The 16,770-nt window shown below is 55.2% G+C and carries 16 protein-coding genes; 11 read left to right on the plus strand and 5 right to left on the minus strand.

The features are described from left to right. Positions 1-17 precede the first annotated feature (17 nt). From priA to J6J28_RS12200, 7 genes are all read left to right on the plus strand, one after another. On the plus strand, positions 18-2,228 hold the full coding sequence (priA, locus tag J6J28_RS12170) for a primosomal protein N' (protein ID WP_301722103.1): 2,211 nt from the start codon (positions 18-20) through the stop codon (positions 2,226-2,228). A 71-nt stretch (positions 2,229-2,299) separates the two neighbouring features. Continuing rightward, positions 2,300-4,042 (plus strand): arginine--tRNA ligase, encoded by a 1,743-nt coding sequence (gene argS / locus J6J28_RS12175; protein WP_301722104.1) that lies wholly within the window; start codon positions 2,300-2,302, stop codon positions 4,040-4,042. 2 nt (positions 4,043-4,044) lie between these two features. Continuing rightward, the gene (locus tag J6J28_RS12180; RefSeq protein WP_301722106.1) at positions 4,045-4,620 is read left to right on the plus strand and encodes an SPOR domain-containing protein; all 576 of its coding nucleotides are present in this window, start codon (positions 4,045-4,047) and stop codon (positions 4,618-4,620) included. 96 nt (positions 4,621-4,716) lie between these two features. Then, positions 4,717-5,253 (plus strand): ATP-dependent protease subunit HslV, encoded by a 537-nt coding sequence (gene hslV, locus J6J28_RS12185; protein WP_301722107.1) that lies wholly within the window; start codon positions 4,717-4,719, stop codon positions 5,251-5,253. Next, on the plus strand, positions 5,246-6,577 hold the full coding sequence (gene hslU / locus J6J28_RS12190) for an HslU--HslV peptidase ATPase subunit (RefSeq protein ID WP_301722109.1): 1,332 nt from the start codon (positions 5,246-5,248) through the stop codon (positions 6,575-6,577). Before hslV ends, hslU begins: the two co-directional genes overlap by 8 nt. A 120-nt stretch (positions 6,578-6,697) precedes the next feature. Next, a complete protein-coding gene (gene rraA / locus J6J28_RS12195) occupies positions 6,698-7,183 on the plus strand; it encodes a ribonuclease E activity regulator RraA (protein ID WP_301722111.1) in 486 nt (161 codons plus the stop codon). Between the two features lie 4 nt (positions 7,184-7,187). Beyond that, positions 7,188-8,234: a formimidoylglutamase gene (locus tag J6J28_RS12200; RefSeq protein ID WP_301722112.1), complete on the plus strand. Its 1,047-nt coding sequence runs from the start codon at positions 7,188-7,190 to the stop codon at positions 8,232-8,234. Here the strand turns inward: J6J28_RS12200 and hutI are convergent. Further along, positions 8,216-9,424, minus strand: a complete 1,209-nt coding sequence (gene hutI, locus J6J28_RS12205) for an imidazolonepropionase (RefSeq protein WP_301722114.1) — start codon at positions 9,422-9,424, stop codon at positions 8,216-8,218. The two genes, J6J28_RS12200 and hutI, sit on opposite strands and share 19 nt — an antisense overlap. A gap of 93 nt (positions 9,425-9,517) precedes the next feature. On the opposite strand from hutI, the gene hutC reads away from it, so the two are divergent. Genes hutC through hutH form a run of 3 tightly spaced genes read left to right on the plus strand, consistent with a single transcriptional unit; the run spans position 9,518 to position 13,474 of the window. Beyond that, entirely contained in the window at positions 9,518-10,234 is a 717-nt protein-coding gene (hutC, locus tag J6J28_RS12210) for a histidine utilization repressor (protein WP_301722115.1), read from the plus strand. A gap of 28 nt (positions 10,235-10,262) precedes the next feature. After that, positions 10,263-11,939, plus strand: a complete 1,677-nt coding sequence (gene hutU / locus J6J28_RS12215; protein WP_301722116.1) for a urocanate hydratase — start codon at positions 10,263-10,265, stop codon at positions 11,937-11,939. Continuing rightward, entirely contained in the window at positions 11,939-13,474 is a 1,536-nt protein-coding gene (gene hutH / locus J6J28_RS12220) for a histidine ammonia-lyase (protein WP_301722117.1), read from the plus strand. The genes hutU and hutH overlap by 1 nt, the downstream gene beginning before the upstream one ends. Here hutH and J6J28_RS12225 read toward each other — a convergent pair. Genes J6J28_RS12225 through J6J28_RS12240 form a run of 4 tightly spaced genes read right to left on the minus strand, consistent with a single transcriptional unit; the run spans position 13,471 to position 15,937 of the window. Next, the gene (locus J6J28_RS12225) at positions 13,471-13,719 is read right to left on the minus strand and encodes a TraR/DksA family transcriptional regulator (protein WP_301722118.1); all 249 of its coding nucleotides are present in this window, start codon (positions 13,717-13,719) and stop codon (positions 13,471-13,473) included. The genes hutH and J6J28_RS12225 overlap by 4 nt on opposite strands. A gap of 12 nt (positions 13,720-13,731) precedes the next feature. Next, the gene (locus J6J28_RS12230; RefSeq protein WP_301722119.1) at positions 13,732-14,634 is read right to left on the minus strand and encodes a bifunctional GNAT family N-acetyltransferase/hotdog fold thioesterase; all 903 of its coding nucleotides are present in this window, start codon (positions 14,632-14,634) and stop codon (positions 13,732-13,734) included. Between the two features lie 3 nt (positions 14,635-14,637). Continuing rightward, the gene (gene dtd, locus J6J28_RS12235) at positions 14,638-15,084 is read right to left on the minus strand and encodes a D-aminoacyl-tRNA deacylase (RefSeq protein ID WP_301722120.1); all 447 of its coding nucleotides are present in this window, start codon (positions 15,082-15,084) and stop codon (positions 14,638-14,640) included. Further along, entirely contained in the window at positions 15,044-15,937 is an 894-nt protein-coding gene (locus tag J6J28_RS12240; RefSeq protein WP_301722121.1) for a virulence factor BrkB family protein, read from the minus strand. The genes dtd and J6J28_RS12240 overlap by 41 nt, the downstream gene beginning before the upstream one ends. A gap of 111 nt (positions 15,938-16,048) precedes the next feature. Between J6J28_RS12240 and J6J28_RS12245 the strand changes: the two genes are divergently transcribed. After that, on the plus strand, positions 16,049-16,765 hold the full coding sequence (locus tag J6J28_RS12245) for an SDR family NAD(P)-dependent oxidoreductase (RefSeq protein ID WP_301722122.1): 717 nt from the start codon (positions 16,049-16,051) through the stop codon (positions 16,763-16,765). Positions 16,766-16,770 lie beyond the last annotated feature (5 nt).

A 16,770-nucleotide genomic window follows, 5' to 3' on the forward strand; every position in this document is an offset into this window, starting at 1 on the left:
ACCGCACAATAGCGGTTATGAACGCCACTTCTGTAAATTCAAATGCAAACACCAGCACCGTCATTCAGGTGGCTGTGCCCGTGCCTCTGGCGCGGGTGTTTGACTACGATTGTGACCAGGCTCCTGCCGTCGGGACACGGGTGCAGGTGCCCTTTGGCGCACGGCAAGTGGTCGGCTTTTGCATGGGTGCGGTGCCAACACCGGCCGCGAGTGAGTTTAAACGCAAAGCGGTGAGCAAGGTGCTCGACGAGCAGCCCGTGCTGAGCGAGCCGGTTTGGGAATTATTGCAGTGGGCGGCGGACTATTACCAGCATCCAGTGGGTGAAGTACTGGCACATGGGTTGCCGGTACTGTTGCGGCAGGGCGAAGCGGCCAGCTATCAGACCACGCAGGCCTATCAGGCGACCCCTGCCGGACAGCAACTGGAACTCAATGAATTGCGTAACGCCCGCCAACAGCAACGCTTGCTGGCCGCGCTGCGCTCTGGCTCGCTGTTGCGACGCGATATCGTCGCGCAGGAGTATTCTTTATCGGCGTTGAAAGCTTTGCAGGAAAAAAAACTGATCGAGGCGTATCAGCACCAACCCAGCGCGGAGCGTGACTGGACCTTTGCCATCGGCAGCGAACCGTTGCAGCTCAACCCTGAGCAGGCGCTGGCGGTGGCGGCGATTGGCGCCGCCCAGCAGCCGCAGCCCTATTTACTTGAGGGGGTGACCGGCAGCGGCAAGACCGAAGTCTACCTGCAGGCGATGGCTGAAGTGTTGCGTAAAGGCAAACAGGTGCTGGTGATTGTGCCAGAGATCGGCTTAACCCCGCAGACGCTGCGACGCTTCCAGAAACGCTTTGCCGTGCCTATCGTGATGTTGCACTCGGCACTTAGTGACCGGGAGCGGCTGGATGCTTGGCTGGATGCGAAGAATGGCGCAGCAGCCATAGTGATCGGCACACGTTCGGCGATTTTCACCCCATTTTCGCAACTCGGCATGATTGTTGTCGATGAGGAGCACGACAGCTCGCTGAAGCAACAGGAAGGTTTCCGTTATCATGCCCGGGATCTGGCTGTGGTGCGCGGACACAAAGAACGGGTACCGGTGATTTTAGGCTCAGCCACGCCGTCGCTGGAGAGTATTAATAACGTCAGCCAAAAACGTTATGCACATCTGCAATTGACCCAGCGCGCAGGACAGGCACGTCCCACCCGCCATATGGTGGTGGACATCAAGCAAATGCCGCTCAAAGCGGGTTTGTCAGTACCCTTGATTGAACGCATGCGCGAAGAGCTTGAGCGTGGCCAACAGGTGCTGGTGTTCATCAACCGGCGCGGTTTCGCGCCGGCACTGCTGTGCCATGAATGCGGCTGGCTGGCGCAGTGCCGGCGTTGCGATGCCTATTACACGGTTCACCAACGCCAGCAGCAGCTGCAGTGTCACCACTGTGGCGATCAGTTGCGCATACCGGCGCAATGCCATGATTGTGGCTCGACCCAGTTAGTCGGACGCGGGGTGGGCACCGAGCAACTGGAACAAACACTGACCGAATTATTCCCGGATTATCCGGTATTACGCATCGATCGCGACAGCACCCGTCGCAAAGGGAGTCTGCAAAAGCACCTGGCCGATGCCACCGAGAATAAGTTTCCGTTGCTGGTCGGCACCCAGATGATTGCCAAGGGGCACCATTTTCCTCATGTGACGCTGGTGGCGATGCTGGACATTGATGGCGCTTTATACAGCTCAGACTTTCGCGCTGCGGAGCGGCTCGGACAACTGATCACGCAGGTGGCTGGGCGGGCCGGACGAGCCAGTGCACCGGGCACTGTGGTACTGCAGACCCACCATCCGGAACATGATCTGCTGCAGGATCTGATCCACAACGGTTACGCAGCCTTTGCCCGCTCTTTGCTGCGCGAACGGGAACTCACCCAGTTGCCGCCCTTTGGTCAGCTGGCGCTGTTTCGTGCCGAGGCGCACGAAGCGCAACATGCGCAGGCAGCCCTGCAGGCTATCGCCGATCAGCTGCCGCGGCATCCGCAATTGATGGTGCTCGGACCCATGCCGGCGGTGATGGAGCGACGTGCCGGGCGCTATCGTTACCAGTTGCTGCTACAATGCCAGCAACGTGGGCTTCGCCAGCAAATACTGCAGCACAGTCTGCCCCAATTGCAGCAGCTTCCCGAGCTGCGGCGTGTGCGCTGGTCACTGGATGTCGATCCGCAAGATTTTAGCTAGGTAGCAAAGGTTTTTTTTCTGCGGCGAAGCAAGTAAAATGCCGCTTCCCGAAATTCATAAGGTTGGATGCAATGAAAGAGCAGTTGGAGCAGTTATTAGCGGCCGCGGTGGCCACCCTGAAAGAGCAAGGTACCCTACCGGCTGACCTAAGCCCGCGCATCCAGCTGGACCGTCCTCGCGATAAGAGCCATGGCGACTTTGCAACGAACCTGGCATTGATGCTGGCCAAACCCGCAGGTATGAATCCGCGCGCGCTGGCGGAAGCGTTACTCGCGGCCCTGCCGGAAAACGATTTAATCGCCGATGCCAACCTTGCCGGCCCGGGTTTTATTAACTTTGTGGTGAGTCAGGACCAGCTGATCCAACAGTTGCAGCAGGCCTATCAGGATCCACGTGTTGGAGTGCAACCGGCAGCGCAAGCCAAACGTATCGTGATCGATTACTCGTCACCCAACCTCGCCAAAGAGATGCATGTGGGCCATTTACGTTCGGCCATTATCGGTGATGCGGTCGCGCGCACCGAAGAATTCCTTGGCCATACCGTGGTCCGGCAAAATCACGTCGGCGACTGGGGCACCCAATTTGGCATGCTGCTGGCGCATATGGAAGAGCTTGAAGGTGCTGAGCTGGCGATGGAGCTGAGCAACCTGGAAACCTTCTACAAAGCTGCGAAGCAGCGCTTTGATGAAAGTCCGGAATTTGCTGACCGTGCCCGTGAACTGGTCGTTGCGCTACAGTCCGGTGATGAAAAGTGTCGCGGTTTGTGGCAACAGTTCATCGACGTGTCCCTTAGTCACTGCCAGGAAGTTTATGACCGCCTGGGCGTACAACTAACCCGCGCCGATGTTATGGCCGAAAGTGCCTACAATGACGATCTTGCCAACGTCGTTGAGGATCTGCGCGAGCAAGGTTTGCTGGTCGAAGATCAAGGCGCGCAATGTGTATTCCTGGAAGAATTTAAGAATAAAGAGGGTGAGTCGTTACCGGTGATCGTGCAGAAATCCGGCGGTGGCTACCTGTATGCAACCACGGATTTAGCTGCTGTACGCTATCGCCAGAATGTACTTAAAGGCGATCATCTGATGTACTTTGTGGATCAGCGTCAGGGCCTGCACTTCCAGCAAATTTTCACCCTGGCGAAAAAAGCTGGTTTTGCCCGTGAAGACCTGGAAATGGACCACTATGGTTTCGGCACGGTTATGGGCAAAGATGGCCGTCCGTACAAGAGTCGTGATGGCGGCGTGACCAAGCTGGCCGACTTGCTGGACCAGGCAGAAGCGCGAGCGCTGGCTTTGTTACAGGAGAAAAACTCAGAACTGAGTACTGCGGAACAAGCTCAAGTCGCCAAGGTGGTCGGTATCAGCTCAGTGAAATATGCCGACTTGTCGAAAAACCGCACCAGTGATTACATTTTCGACTGGGACACCATGCTTAGTTTTGAAGGTAATACTGCACCTTATCTGCTTTATGCCTATACCCGGGTGATGAGCGTATTCGCCAAAGCCGGCGTCGAGCCGACCGGGCTCAGTGGTGAATTCATGCTGCAGGATGAGCGTGAACAAGCGCTGGCCAATACACTGGTACGCTTTAATGAAGTGGTGCACTCGGTGGCCAATAAAGCCATGCCGCACTTCCTGTGTGGCTACCTGTTTGATTTGGCGGGCGCCTTCTCCAGTTTTTACGAAGCTTGTCCGATCCTGCAAGCCGAGGACCCGGCGGTCAAACAAAGTCGTCTTAAACTTGCTGCGCTGACGGCTAAGACTCTGGAGCAAGGCTTAGAACTGCTCGGTATCGAAACTCTGGATAGAATGTAAGTATGGATTACGCTAACCGTAAACAGCCGCCCAAACGCAAGCCAGGACAAACCCGGCGTGGCGGCAAAGCTGCAGCTGCGCAACGCAAAGTGCCATGGGCGATCGTGCTGTTGGCGGTGTTGCTGGTGGCGGCGCTTGTGGGCGGTTTACGCTTCATCGCCGGCGGTAAGGATGCCGGGGACGCCAACAACAGCGAGGTGACGCAGCAGCCGGTAACAGAAACACCCGCCAGTAGTACAGGGCCGGTGGCGGCACCCATGCCGAAAAAGCCCGAAGAACGCTGGCAGTATATTGAAGAGTTAGAGAACCTTGAGGTCGAGGTGGACGTGCCTGAACGTGAGCTGGGGCCACCGAAACTGATGCAGTGTGGCTCTTTCCGTAAGCGTGCAGACGCAGAGCGGCTGCGAGCCGCGATTGCACTGCAGGGGCTGGAAAGTGAAATTTATCCTTCCAACAACAACACCTGGTATCGAGTGGTGTTAGGTCCTTACGAAACCAAACGCGATGCTGAAGCGGAGCGGCACAAGCTGCAGCGCGCCAGTATTCATGGTTGCCAGATCTGGAACTGGAACCTTTAACCGCCAAATGCGGCGACAACCAATTGTCGCCGCACCATTGAAATCAGCGAATTCGCCCTCATAACTGCTGCATAGCGCAACAAAGAGGACGTATTTGTGACCACAATAGTTTCTGTCCGCCGCGGTGATAAAGTTGTCATCGGCGGCGATGGCCAGGTTTCCCTTGGTAACACCGTAATGAAAGGCAACGCCCGTAAGGTGCGTCGTCTCTACAATGATCAGGTACTGGCTGGCTTTGCTGGCGGTACTGCTGATGCTTTTACTTTATTTGAACGTTTTGAAGCCAAACTTGAGCAACATCAGGGTAACCTGATGCGTGCGGCGGTGGAGCTGGCAAAAGACTGGCGCACTGACCGCGCCCTGCGCCGCCTGGAAGCCTTACTGGCGGTCGCCGATAAACACACTTCGCTAATTATTACCGGCAACGGCGATGTGGTGCAGCCTGAGCGTGACCTGATTGCGATTGGCTCTGGTGGCCCTTATGCCCAGGCGGCGGCCACAGCTATGCTCGACACCACTGACTTAGATGCCCGTGAGATCGTTGAGCGCGCGCTCACCATTGCCGGTGACATCTGTGTTTATACCAATACTTTCCAAACCATCGAAGAACAGGAGTCTGTGGCCAATGTCTGATATGACCCCACGTGAAATTGTCGATGAACTGAACCGTCACATCATTGGCCAGGATAACGCGAAGAAAGCGGTTGCCGTCGCCCTGCGTAATCGCTGGCGCCGTATGCAGCTGGACGATGAGCTGCGCCAGGAAGTGACGCCGAAAAATATTCTGATGATCGGTCCCACCGGTGTGGGTAAGACCGAGATCGCCCGGCGTCTGGCGAAACTGGCCAACGCACCTTTTATCAAAGTGGAAGCCACTAAGTTCACCGAAGTTGGCTATGTTGGTAAGGAAATTGAGTCGATCGTTCGCGATTTGACCGATACTGCCGTCAAGCAAACGCGTGAGCAGATGATGAAGAAAGTGCGTTACCGCGCGGAAGAAGCCGCTGAAGATCGGATTCTGGATGCGTTGCTCCCTCCGGCCAAAGGTTGGGCTGACGAAGAAAAGACCGAGCGTGAACAAAGTAATACCCGCCAGGTCTTTCGCAAAAAGCTGCGCGAAGGCCAGCTGGACGATAAGGAAATCGAAATTGATATTTCTATGCCGCAAATGGGCGTAGAAATCATGGCTCCGCCAGGCATGGAAGAAATGACCTCGCAGTTGCAGAATATGTTCCAGAACCTGGGCAACGACAAAAGCAAACCGCGCAAGCTGAAGATCAAAGATGCTTTTAAGCAGCTGGTCGAAGAAGAAGCTGCGAAAATGCTGAATCCGGAAGAGGTGAAAGAGCAAGCGCTGCATTCTGTTGAGCAAAACGGCATCGTCTTTTTGGATGAAATCGACAAAATTTGTAAGCGCTCTGACAGCAGCGGTCCGGATGTGTCGCGTGAAGGTGTGCAACGGGATCTGTTGCCGTTGGTGGAAGGCACTACAGTGTCGACCAAGCATGGCATGGTGAAAACTGACCACATCCTGTTTATTGCCTCCGGCGCGTTTCAAATGACCAAACCGTCGGATCTGATTCCCGAGCTGCAAGGCCGGTTGCCGATCCGGGTTGAGTTAGATGCACTGACCAGTGGCGATTTTGTGCGCATTCTGACGGAGCCGAATGCGTCGTTGACGACCCAATACAAGGCACTGATGAGCACTGAAGAAGTCACCGTGGAATTTACCGAAGACGGCATTCAGCGCATTGCTGAAACGGCCTTCCATGTGAACGAGACGACCGAGAATATCGGTGCCCGGCGCCTGCACACAGTGCTGGAGCGACTGATGGAAGAAGTTTCCTTTGGTGCCAGTGACTTGCACGGACAAACCATTCGCATCGATGCTGACTATGTTGACCAGCATATTGGACAACTTGCACAAGACGAAGATCTCAGTCGCTTCATTCTGTAGTGCTTGCCGGTAGGCCGCGGTTTGTTCCCTGCTAAGTCCTTTTGCATGGGGCAATAAGCGGCTATACTGTGCTGACACAATTCTTGTCGTATTAATGACGTAATCAGCAGGGGAACGGCAATGGAATACAATACTTCGGAACTTTGCGATCTTTACCCCGACATGGTCGATGTGGTCGAGCCTATGTTTGTCCATTTTGGTGGCCGGGTGTCCTTTGGTGGTCAGCTTGTGACCGTGAAGTGTTTTGAAGACAAAGGCGTCATCGAAGAAGTGGTGCAGCAGCCGGGAGTCGGCAAAGTGTTGCTGGTCGATGGTGGCGGTTCCAGTCGTCGCGCTCTGATCGATATCGCGGTCGCCGAAATGGCGCTGGATAACGATTGGGAAGGGATTATCTGTTACGGTGCCGTGCGTGATGTGGATGCTCTTGATGAGCTCGACATGGGCATTATGGCCGTTGCTTCGATCCCGGTAGGCGCTTCTGCCGAAGGGGTAGGTGAGGTTGATGTGCCCGTGAATTTCGGTGGTGTGACCTTCTTGCCGGAAGATCATATTTACGCTGATAATACTGGTGTCATTTTGTCACCTGAGCCGCTCGATATCGAATAAGCCTATGTACCTTTCGAGTTGCGATCCAAGTGCGTGGTGTACACCACGCCAAGGCGAAGTGCGGCTGGGGCAAACTCTGCATGCCCTGCCCGACGTTGCCGACGCTCACGCCTACCGTGAAGCGCTTGCCTCCGCTTATGAACAGGGTGCGCGCATTGCCATTATTGGCGTGCCCGAAAGCATAGGTCCGCGTGGGAATCTTGGCCGCGGTGGTGCTGAATCGGCATGGCCCGCGGCATTAAAAGGCCTGTGCAATTTGCAGGCGACTCCCTTTATTGCCTGCCAGGAACTGCTCATGGTCGGACAGGTGGTCTGCGACGACTTGCAGGAGCAGGCAGCGGCTTTACGTACCAATGATCCAACGCAACTGAACCAGCTGCGTGATCTGTGCGCCCAGCTTGATCAACGTGTCATGCAGGCGTTACTCCCCTTGTTTGAAGCTGACTATGAAGTGATTCTGATCGGCGGTGGCCATAATAATGCCTATCCGTTGTTACGTAGCCTGAGTGAAGCGACGTCGACGGAAGTTGCAGCCATGAACCTTGATCCCCATGCGGATTTTCGCTCCCGCGAGGGCCGGCATAGTGGTAACGGTTTTAGTTACGCCTGCACCGATGGCTTCCTTGGCAACTATCATGTGGTGGGTCTGCACGAGGGCAAGAACAACGCCGAGAGTCTGCGCCAACTTGCCAATGCCGGCTTTACCTACACCAGCGTGCATCAGCTTTATCAAGCGAATTGGACCGAAGAACTGGCGGCCTTGCGTGCTCAGGCTGAGGCCTGGTGCCGTCCGCTGGGTATCGAAGTTGATGTGGATGCGCTGCAGGGAGTGCCAGCCAGTGCCATTAACTTTAACGGCTTAACTGTGGCGCAGGGTTACAGCTTTGTTGCAGAGCTGGCGGCGGTCAAGCAGACCCGCTATCTGCACCTGGCCGAGGCCGCGCCGAGTTTACACCCGGCGGGTCGCGAAGCGGGCGATACAGCTATCGCCCAGTTACTAAGTGAGTTAGTACTTGCTTATCTGCACGGGCATCAGCGACGGACGCCCTGATGCCAACATGCTGCCAGCCGTTGGGTGCCAAATTGATAGGTCAGCTCAGCGGGATCCTGGCAGTCCCACAAACACAGGTCTGCCCGTAAGCCCTCCCGGACCCGACCGCGATCGGTTAATCCCAGCGCTGTTGCAGCATTGCAGGTAACCCCCCTTAAACATTCTTCCGGGGTCATGCGGAACAAGGTGGCGCCCATTTGCAGCATAAGCTGCAAACTGAGGATGGGTGAGGTGCCGGGGTTAGCATCGGTCGCCAACGCCATCGGTACCTGATATTCACGCAGCAGCGCAAGGGGTGGCAGTTTCGTATCCCTTAGAAAATAGAACGCACCGGGCAGGAGTACGGCCACGGTACCGCTGTTCGCCATCGCTTGCACACCCGCTTCATCAAGATGCTCTAAATGATCGCAGGATAATGCCTGATAACGCGCAGCCAAAGCGCTGCCGTTCTGATTACTCAGCTGCTCTGCATGCAGTTTTACCGGCAGGCCTAACTCTTGCGCTTTGGCAAATACCCGTTCGGTTTGTGCCGGACTAAAGCCGACCGATTCACAGAATGCATCCACCGCATCTGCCAGACCTTCGCCCGCTAAAGTTGGCAGGATTTCATCGACCACCAGATCGATATAAGCATCGGCGTTGTCTTTAAATTCAGGAGGTAACGCATGGGCAGCTAATAAAGTGGTCTGCACGCTCACCGGATGCGCGCTCGCCAGTTGCCGGGCGGCGCGTAACTGTTTGCGCTCATCCGCCAGTGACAAGCCATAACCGGACTTAATCTCAACGGTAGTGACACCTTCGGCCATGAGTGCGGCTAAACGCGGCGTGGCAAGCTCAACCAGTTCGGCTTCACTAGCGGCGCGGGTGGCGCGCACGGTCGCGGCAATACCACCGCCCTGGGCGGCAATCTCGGCATAACTGACCCCATGCAGGCGCCGCGCAAATTCGTCTGCGCGTGAGCCGGCCCAGACCAGATGGGTATGGCAATCGATAAGGCCCGGGGTCAGCAACTTGCCCTGACCGTCAATGACATCGCACTCAGCAGGTGCGGTAGGTGCGTTGCTGGCATTGCCAACGTAACTAATGCTGCCGTCCTCAATACAGACCACCGCATCATGCAGTAAGCCGTAGCCTTCACCTTCTAAAGTAGCAACTGTCACATTTTTTATGCGCTGATGTGCCAGAGTCATACAACTTTCTCCCTCAATATGCTTGTATATACAAATGCAGTTGCCTACACTCTAGCACATCCTAATCGAATCCACATAAAGGTAAGCGATCTGATGGCTAAATTTTCATCAATCAAGCAGCATATCTACAGCAAAATCGCCTCAGGCGAGTGGCCAGAGCATCACCCGGTCAGTTCTGAGAATGCGCTGGCGCAGCAGTTCAAAGTCAGCCGCATGACCGCGCGCCGTGCTTTGCAGGAGCTCGCGGATGAAGGCTTAGTGGTGCGTACCAAAGGCTCAGGAACCTTTGTTGCGCCGATAAAATCGCAAACCTCCTTTATGGCGATTCGTAACATTGCCGATGAAATACGCGCCCGCCAACACGACTACCACGCAAAGGTGCATGTGTTGCGCAAAGAAGCTGCCTCAGATCTTATCGCGGAAATGTTGAATCTGAGTCCGGGTAGCACCGTCTTTCACTCAGTAATCAGCCATTACGAAGATGAGCTGCCAGTGCAGGTGGAAGAGCGTTATGTGAACCCCGCATTGGCAAGCGCTTATCTGCAACAGGATTACCATCAGCTGACACCGCATGAATATTTATGTGAGGTGTCGCCGTTAACCGAAGCAAGTCATGAAATTGAGGCCGTGTCGCCGAGCCCACAGATATGCCAGTGGCTGAAATTGGCGCGCCCCGAACCCTGTTTACGTATCCATCGCCGCACCTGGAGTGCGGAGGGTGTGGTGACGTATGCCATTCTGACCCATCCAGGCTCGCGTTTTAGTCTTGGTGGACACCTTCAGTTTGGTGCTGCACCGGCCGCATCTTAAGACTCAGAATAAAAAAGAGGAACTTTTTATGAGCTTTACCCGACTCGATCAGAGCCGTACGATTCGTGCGCCACGCGGTGGCGAACTGACAACCTGCAATTGGCAGGTGGAAGCTGCAAAACGGATGTTAATGAACAATCTGGACGCTGAGGTCGCGGAGCATCCGCATGCGTTGGTTGTGTATGGTGGCATCGGCCGCGCGGCGCGCAGCTGGGAAAGTTACGACAAGATCGTAGAAGTCCTGGATCGTCTGCAACCGACAGAAACCCTGCTCATCCAGTCTGGCAAACCGGTAGGTGTGTTCCCGACCCATGAAGATGCGCCGCGAGTGTTGATTGCTAACTCTAACCTGGTGCCGGAGTGGGCGACCTGGGAGCATTTCAACGAGCTCGATAAAAAAGGTCTGATGATGTACGGCCAGATGACGGCCGGATCTTGGATCTACATTGGTTCCCAGGGCATTGTGCAGGGCACCTATGAAACGTTCGTATCGGTGGCCAAGCAGCACTTTGACGGCAACACCAAAGGCCGCTGGATTATCACCGGTGGTCTGGGTGGCATGGGTGGCGCACAACCACTGGCGGCGACCATGGCAGGCTACAGCATGCTTGCGGTTGAAGTGGACGAGTCACGTATTGATTTCCGCTTGCGTACCCGCTATCTGGATCACAAAGCAACGTCACTGGATGAAGCGTTGCAGTTACTGGAAGAGGCGAAGCAAGAGGGACGGGCGATTTCTGTAGGCTTGCTGGCAAATGCGGCCGACGTTTATGCCGAGCTGGTGGAGCGCAACATCACTCCTGATGTCGTAACCGATCAGACCTCTGCCCATGATCCTCTGCATGGCTACCTGCCGCAGGATTGGACCCTGGAAGACTACAAAGCCAAACAGGAAGCCGAGCCGGAAGCAACCGTCGAAGCGGCCAAACAGTCGATGGCAGTGCAGGTGAAAGCGATGCTGACATTGCAGGAACGCGGTGCAGCAACACTCGACTATGGTAACAACATCCGTCAGATGGCGAAGGATGTTGGCGTCGAGCACGCGTTCGACTTCCCGGGTTTTGTCCCTGCTTACATTCGACCGCTATTTTGTGAAGGGATTGGTCCATTCCGCTGGGTGGCGCTGTCGGGCGATCCGGAAGATATTTACAAGACAGATGCTAAAGTAAAAGAGCTGATCCCGGATGACCCACACTTGCACAACTGGCTGGATATGGCCCGCGAGCGCATCAGTTTCCAGGGTTTGCCCGCACGGATTTGCTGGATTGGTCTGAAGGATCGGGCGCGGATCGCCAAAGCCTTTAATGAGATGGTTGCCAGTGGTGAGCTCAAAGCACCTGTTGTTATTGGTCGTGATCACCTGGATTCCGGCTCAGTGGCAAGTCCGAATCGCGAAACCGAAAGCATGCAGGACGGCTCTGATGCAGTATCTGACTGGCCGCTGCTGAATGCTCTGCTAAATACCGCAGGCGGCGCTACCTGGGTAAGTCTGCACCATGGCGGTGGAGTTGGTATGGGCTACTCGCAGCACGCTGGGGTGGTGATCGTGGCTGACGGTACTCCGGCGGCGGGCGAACGCATTGGCCGCGTGCTCTGGAATGACCCGGGTACAGGCGTGATGCGCCATGCGGATGCAGGCTATGACATTGCAATCAATTGCGCTCGTGAACAAGGTTTGGATTTACCGATGGTGGAGGACAAGTAATGGCAGTATTTACCTTACAACCCGGCACGTTAACACGCAGCCAGTTGCGCCAGTGGTGGCAAGCGCCACAACAGCTGGCGCTGCATGACGACGCTCTGGTCGCCATTAAGCGCTCGTCAGAAACGGTCTCAGAAGTGCTGGCCAAAGGCAAAGTGGTGTACGGCATTAACACCGGCTTTGGCCTGTTAGCCAATACCCGTATTCCGCCCGAAAAGCTGGAAGATCTGCAACGCCGCATCGTGCTCTCCCACGCCGCCGGAACCGGTGAGTTGATGGATGATACTGTAGTACGGCTGATGCTGTTACTGAAAATCAATTCCCTGAGCTGTGGTTTCTCTGGCATTCGTCAGGTCGTCATTGACGCACTGATGAAGCTGCTGAACGAGCAACTCTATCCATGTGTACCCAGTAAAGGCTCAGTAGGTGCTTCAGGCGACTTAGCGCCACTGGCACATATGGTACTGCCTCTGATCGGTGAAGGTCATGTGCGTTATAAAGGCAAGATTTACCCGGCGAAGGAAGGCCTGGCAAAAGTAGGTATGGAGCCACTGGCATTGGCACCCAAAGAAGGTCTGGCGCTGCTGAATGGCACCCAGGCATCGACCGCACTGGCGCTACATGGACTGTTCCAGATCGAACGGGTGTTCCAAAGTGCCATCGTAGCCGGCGCGATGTCGGTCGAAGCGGCGATGGGTTCACGCGCACCTTTTGATGCGCGTATTCATAAAGTACGTAACCAGCCCGGGCAAATTGCGGTCGCCGAGAGCTTCCGTCAATTACTCACCGACAGTTCGGAAATCGCCCGCCACCATGAAGAGTGCGAAAAAGTTCAGGACCCCTATTCCTTGCGCTGTCAGCCGCAGGTGATGGGTGCTGTCTACGACCAGTTGCAACATGCCAGTGCGATTCTGACCCGCGAAGCCAATGGCGTCACCGACAATCCGCTGGTGTTCCACGATAATGGCGACATTATTTCTGGTGGTAACTTCCATGCCGAACCGGTGGCCATGGCGGCAGACATTCTGGCCATCGCGGCAAGTGAAATTGGTGCATTATCCGAGCGTCGCAGTGCGTTGTTAATTGATCATCACCTGAGCAATTTACCGCCGTTTCTGGTCAACGACGGCGGCGTTAATTCAGGCTTTATGCTGGCGCAGGTCACTGCCGCAGCTTTGGCTTCGGAGAATAAGACGTTGGCACATCCGGCCTCGGTCGATAGTCTGCCGACCTCAGCCAATCAGGAGGACCATGTCTCCATGGCAACCTTTGCTGCACGCCGGCTGACCGATATTGCGCAAAACATTCGTGATATTGTCGCAATTGAGCTACTTGAAGCGGCGCAGGGCATCGATTTCCGTCGCCCACTGCATGGTTCAGAGTTGATTGAACAAGCCTATGGTCGGGTGCGTGAAAAAGTGGCCTATTACGATCAGGATCGCTTCTTTGCGCCGGACATTGAAGCCGCGGCGACCTTGATTTATAGCGGTAAGTTGGGTGAGTTGATTACAACTGGAGCAGTGCTGGAGGACGTTTAAACGTCCTCGTCTTCATCCTGTAAAGCCTGGCAGTCGACACACAGAGCGACGTCAGGCTTTGCTGCTAAACGGGCGGCGGAAATCTCGTCCCCACATTCCACACAATAACCATACTCACCACTGCGAAGACGCTGTAAGGCCGCCTGGGCTGCGTCCACGGCGGGACCTTCGGACTGCCCGTTTACCACGGTCTCAAGTTTACTGCGGATGCGTAACAACTGCTGGGCGGATAAGGATTCACTCATGTTCACGTCCTTCTAACTTTTCTTGGCAAGTACCACAAACTGCCCGGTAAACTCGGCCACGGGTCGTTCCCCGTCAAAGACCTGGGATTTGAGATTCACACGCGCATTGTGCCCACTCTCCAGACTGGACAGGTCGCCGTTCATCTCGATTAAGCGCGCCACCGCTCTGGGTTCGCGGGTGATGGGTTTGTGGTAGTGGATGTTACCATCAGCCAGCACCACCGCTCCTTGCAGTTGGCGTTCGCGCAATTGTAAATGCAGTAACCCCCAGCACGTCAAGGTGGCAAGCGAATAAATACTGCCTGCAAACATGGTGCCATGCACATTAATATTGCGCGATAGCAGGGCGTGGGTCTCAAATTCGCGGCCGGTATACTGGCTGATGCGAATGCCCATGGTCTCGGAGATGGGGATGTCCTCATGCCAGGTGGCCTGCAGTTCCTGGCACCAGTCCGGGCGGTAAATGATACGGTTGTGTTCGGTCAAGGTCTTACGCAGCTGATGTTCAGCGACCGGGTTGGCGACGGTGTCGGCTTCTTCTATCAGCTGATAGCCACATTTCTGATAAAACCCCAGTGTGTTGTCACGGGAATTGATGACAATATGCTTAGCGCCCTCATTGCGGGCCAGCTGCTCCAGCGCGTGGACGATGGCCACACCATGTCCTTCGCCGCGATGCTCAGGCGCTGAGGCCATAAAGCGGATCTGGCCTTCGTCAGGGTTGTTAAAGTGCACACGACCCACAGCAACGGCAGTGCCGGCGTCATTGACGACCATGCGATGGTAGCCGACCTGGTCATACTCATCCTGTTCCGAGCCACGCGGGCGCTGGAAAGGTTCACGCAAAACGCGATAACGCAGATCAAAATAGGTTTGCCAGTCGTGCTCGCTGGTCGGCGTGATCACCTTATACATAGGCTAGCTTTTCTCCGTATCAAGTAAAAAGGTGACGGGACCGTCGTTGGTCAGCGACACTTGCATGTCGGCCCCAAACTCACCGGTGGCCACGCTAATCCCTAAGGCTTTAAGCTCCTCCACGAATGCCAGATAAAGCGGTTCTGCCTGGGCCGGCGGAGCAGCACTTGAGAAGCTGGGGCGACGACCGCTATTGGTGTCCGCCGCCAGGGTAAACTGTGACACCACTAAGGCTTCGCCATTATCATCGCTGAGGCTGAGGTTCATTTTATCGTCGGCATCGCTGAACATGCGATATCCGGCGACCCGGGCGGCCAGCTTGCGGGCCACCTGCTCGCTATCAGTCGGGCTGATGCCAAGCAGAATAAGCAATCCGTGTTGAATGCTGCCGACGGTATTTCCATTTATTTCAACTTGTGCTTTCGTCACCCGTTGCAGTAGCGCTTTCATCGCTGTCCTCAAAAAACTCTTCAATACTGGCGGTCAGTTCCGCTCCGATTAAAACAATGGTCCAAGATAAGAAAATCCACAGTAACAGAATCGGTATCGCCGCCAAAGCGCCATAAATTGCCTGATACGAGGGGAAAGCTGCAATGTAGGCGGCAAACCCTGCTTTACTGACTTCGAACAAGATTGCCGCAAGCAAGGCGCCCCAGAAGGCATGGCGGACTTTAACGACGCGATTCGGAAGCATGACATACATCAGCATGAACGCAATCACTGAGGTCACAACGGGAATAAAGCCAAGTAAGGTGGTACGAAATCCGGACACATAAGTATCGGCGAAAGTGGCCAGAGAAATCAGATAAGAGCTCACCGCCATGCCGGAACCGATGAGGAGTGGGCCTAAGGTCAGAATCATCCAGTACACGGCCAGCGCCACTGCCACCCGGCGGCGCTTGGTATTACGCCAGATACGGTTCATGGTGGCATCAATGGTGGAGATCAGGTTAACCGCCACCACGAACACAAACACCACACCAATGGCAGTCATGTCCGAGACGTTACTGACGAACTCGTTCAGGTAACCGGTGATCTCATCGCCGGAGGTCGGTAGCAAGTTGGCAAACAGATAGTCTTCAAGTTCCTGACGCAGAGTATCGAACATCGGAAAGGCCGAAAATACTGAGAACATGACCACCAGCAAGGGTACTAGCGCGAGCATGCTGACAAAGGTCAGATGGCCCGCGATGATGGTGACTTTGTCATCCAGACAGCGTTTTACAAAGTACTTGGCAAACTCGAACGCACAGCCAAGGCGCTTGCGCCAGCGTGGCGGTTTTACAGCAGGTTCCTGACTCATCGGTGTCCCTAATTTGCTTTCATTTGATACTACTATAATCCCAAACCGCTGCTCTTGCGTAAAGCTAGACAAGGTATTTATGTTTTCGCCGCAATGATTTAAGGAGAAAAAATGACCACAGACGAACAGTCGCATGTGCTTATCATTGGCGCTTCCGGAGGTGTGGGAAAGGCACTGGTCGAGCATTACCTCAATCAGGATTGGCGCGTCACCGCCTGGAGCCGCAACCCCATTGAGGTCACACATGATGCGCTGAGCTGCGTGCAAGTACCAGGTTATCAGCCCGCACAGATTAGCGACGCCCTGGCAGAGCTTGACGATGTGCAGGGCGTGATCAGTACCCTGGGGGTGCTGCACAATGACGACTTCATGCCGGAAAAACAACTCGATGCAGTGAATGCTGAGCAGCTTCAGGCCTCGTTTCAGGTGAATGCGATATTACCTATCCTGTTGCTGCAACAGCTGCTGCCGAAGTTGCCGCGCAAACAGCCCGGCTTTTGGGTGCAGCTGAGCGCCAAAGTGGGCAGCATTACCGATAACTACCTGGGCGGCTGGTACAGTTACCGGGCCAGCAAAGCGGCGTTGAATATGTTGCTGAAAACGGCGTCCGTTGAATTGGGCCGGAGTCACAAAAAGCTGGTGATTGCCGCCATCCATCCCGGCACGACGGATACGCAATTATCCAAGCCGTTCCAGGAGCGGCTGCCGCAAGATAAGCTCTATAGCCCGGCCAAGTCCGCGAGTCGCATCGCTGCGGTGATTGCAGATTTAACTACGGACGATAGTGGCAAACTGCTACACTGGGACGGAACCGAATTACCCTATTAGGAGGA

Source organism: Pseudidiomarina terrestris, assembly GCF_030466375.1.
Classification (GTDB): Bacteria; Pseudomonadota; Gammaproteobacteria; order Enterobacterales; family Alteromonadaceae; genus Pseudidiomarina; species Pseudidiomarina terrestris.

Excerpts from the sequence above, each read along its gene's own strand:
- priA (WP_301722103.1), top strand. The coding sequence starts at position 18 with ATGAACGCCACTTCTGTAAATTCAAATGCAAACACCAGCACCGTCATT.
- argS (WP_301722104.1), top strand. The coding sequence starts at position 2,300 with ATGAAAGAGCAGTTGGAGCAGTTATTAGCGGCCGCGGTGGCCACCCTG.
- J6J28_RS12180 (WP_301722106.1), top strand. The coding sequence starts at position 4,045 with ATGGATTACGCTAACCGTAAACAGCCGCCCAAACGCAAGCCAGGACAA.
- hslU (WP_301722109.1), top strand. The coding sequence starts at position 5,246 with ATGTCTGATATGACCCCACGTGAAATTGTCGATGAACTGAACCGTCAC.
- rraA (WP_301722111.1), top strand. The coding sequence starts at position 6,698 with ATGGAATACAATACTTCGGAACTTTGCGATCTTTACCCCGACATGGTC.
- J6J28_RS12200 (WP_301722112.1), top strand. The coding sequence starts at position 7,188 with ATGTACCTTTCGAGTTGCGATCCAAGTGCGTGGTGTACACCACGCCAA.
- hutI (WP_301722114.1), bottom strand. The coding sequence starts at position 9,424 with ATGACTCTGGCACATCAGCGCATAAAAAATGTGACAGTTGCTACTTTA.
- hutC (WP_301722115.1), top strand. The coding sequence starts at position 9,518 with ATGGCTAAATTTTCATCAATCAAGCAGCATATCTACAGCAAAATCGCC.
- hutU (WP_301722116.1), top strand. The coding sequence starts at position 10,263 with ATGAGCTTTACCCGACTCGATCAGAGCCGTACGATTCGTGCGCCACGC.
- hutH (WP_301722117.1), top strand. The coding sequence starts at position 11,939 with ATGGCAGTATTTACCTTACAACCCGGCACGTTAACACGCAGCCAGTTG.
- J6J28_RS12225 (WP_301722118.1), bottom strand. The coding sequence starts at position 13,719 with ATGAGTGAATCCTTATCCGCCCAGCAGTTGTTACGCATCCGCAGTAAA.
- J6J28_RS12230 (WP_301722119.1), bottom strand. The coding sequence starts at position 14,634 with ATGTATAAGGTGATCACGCCGACCAGCGAGCACGACTGGCAAACCTAT.
- dtd (WP_301722120.1), bottom strand. The coding sequence starts at position 15,084 with ATGAAAGCGCTACTGCAACGGGTGACGAAAGCACAAGTTGAAATAAAT.
- J6J28_RS12240 (WP_301722121.1), bottom strand. The coding sequence starts at position 15,937 with ATGAGTCAGGAACCTGCTGTAAAACCGCCACGCTGGCGCAAGCGCCTT.
- J6J28_RS12245 (WP_301722122.1), top strand. The coding sequence starts at position 16,049 with ATGACCACAGACGAACAGTCGCATGTGCTTATCATTGGCGCTTCCGGA.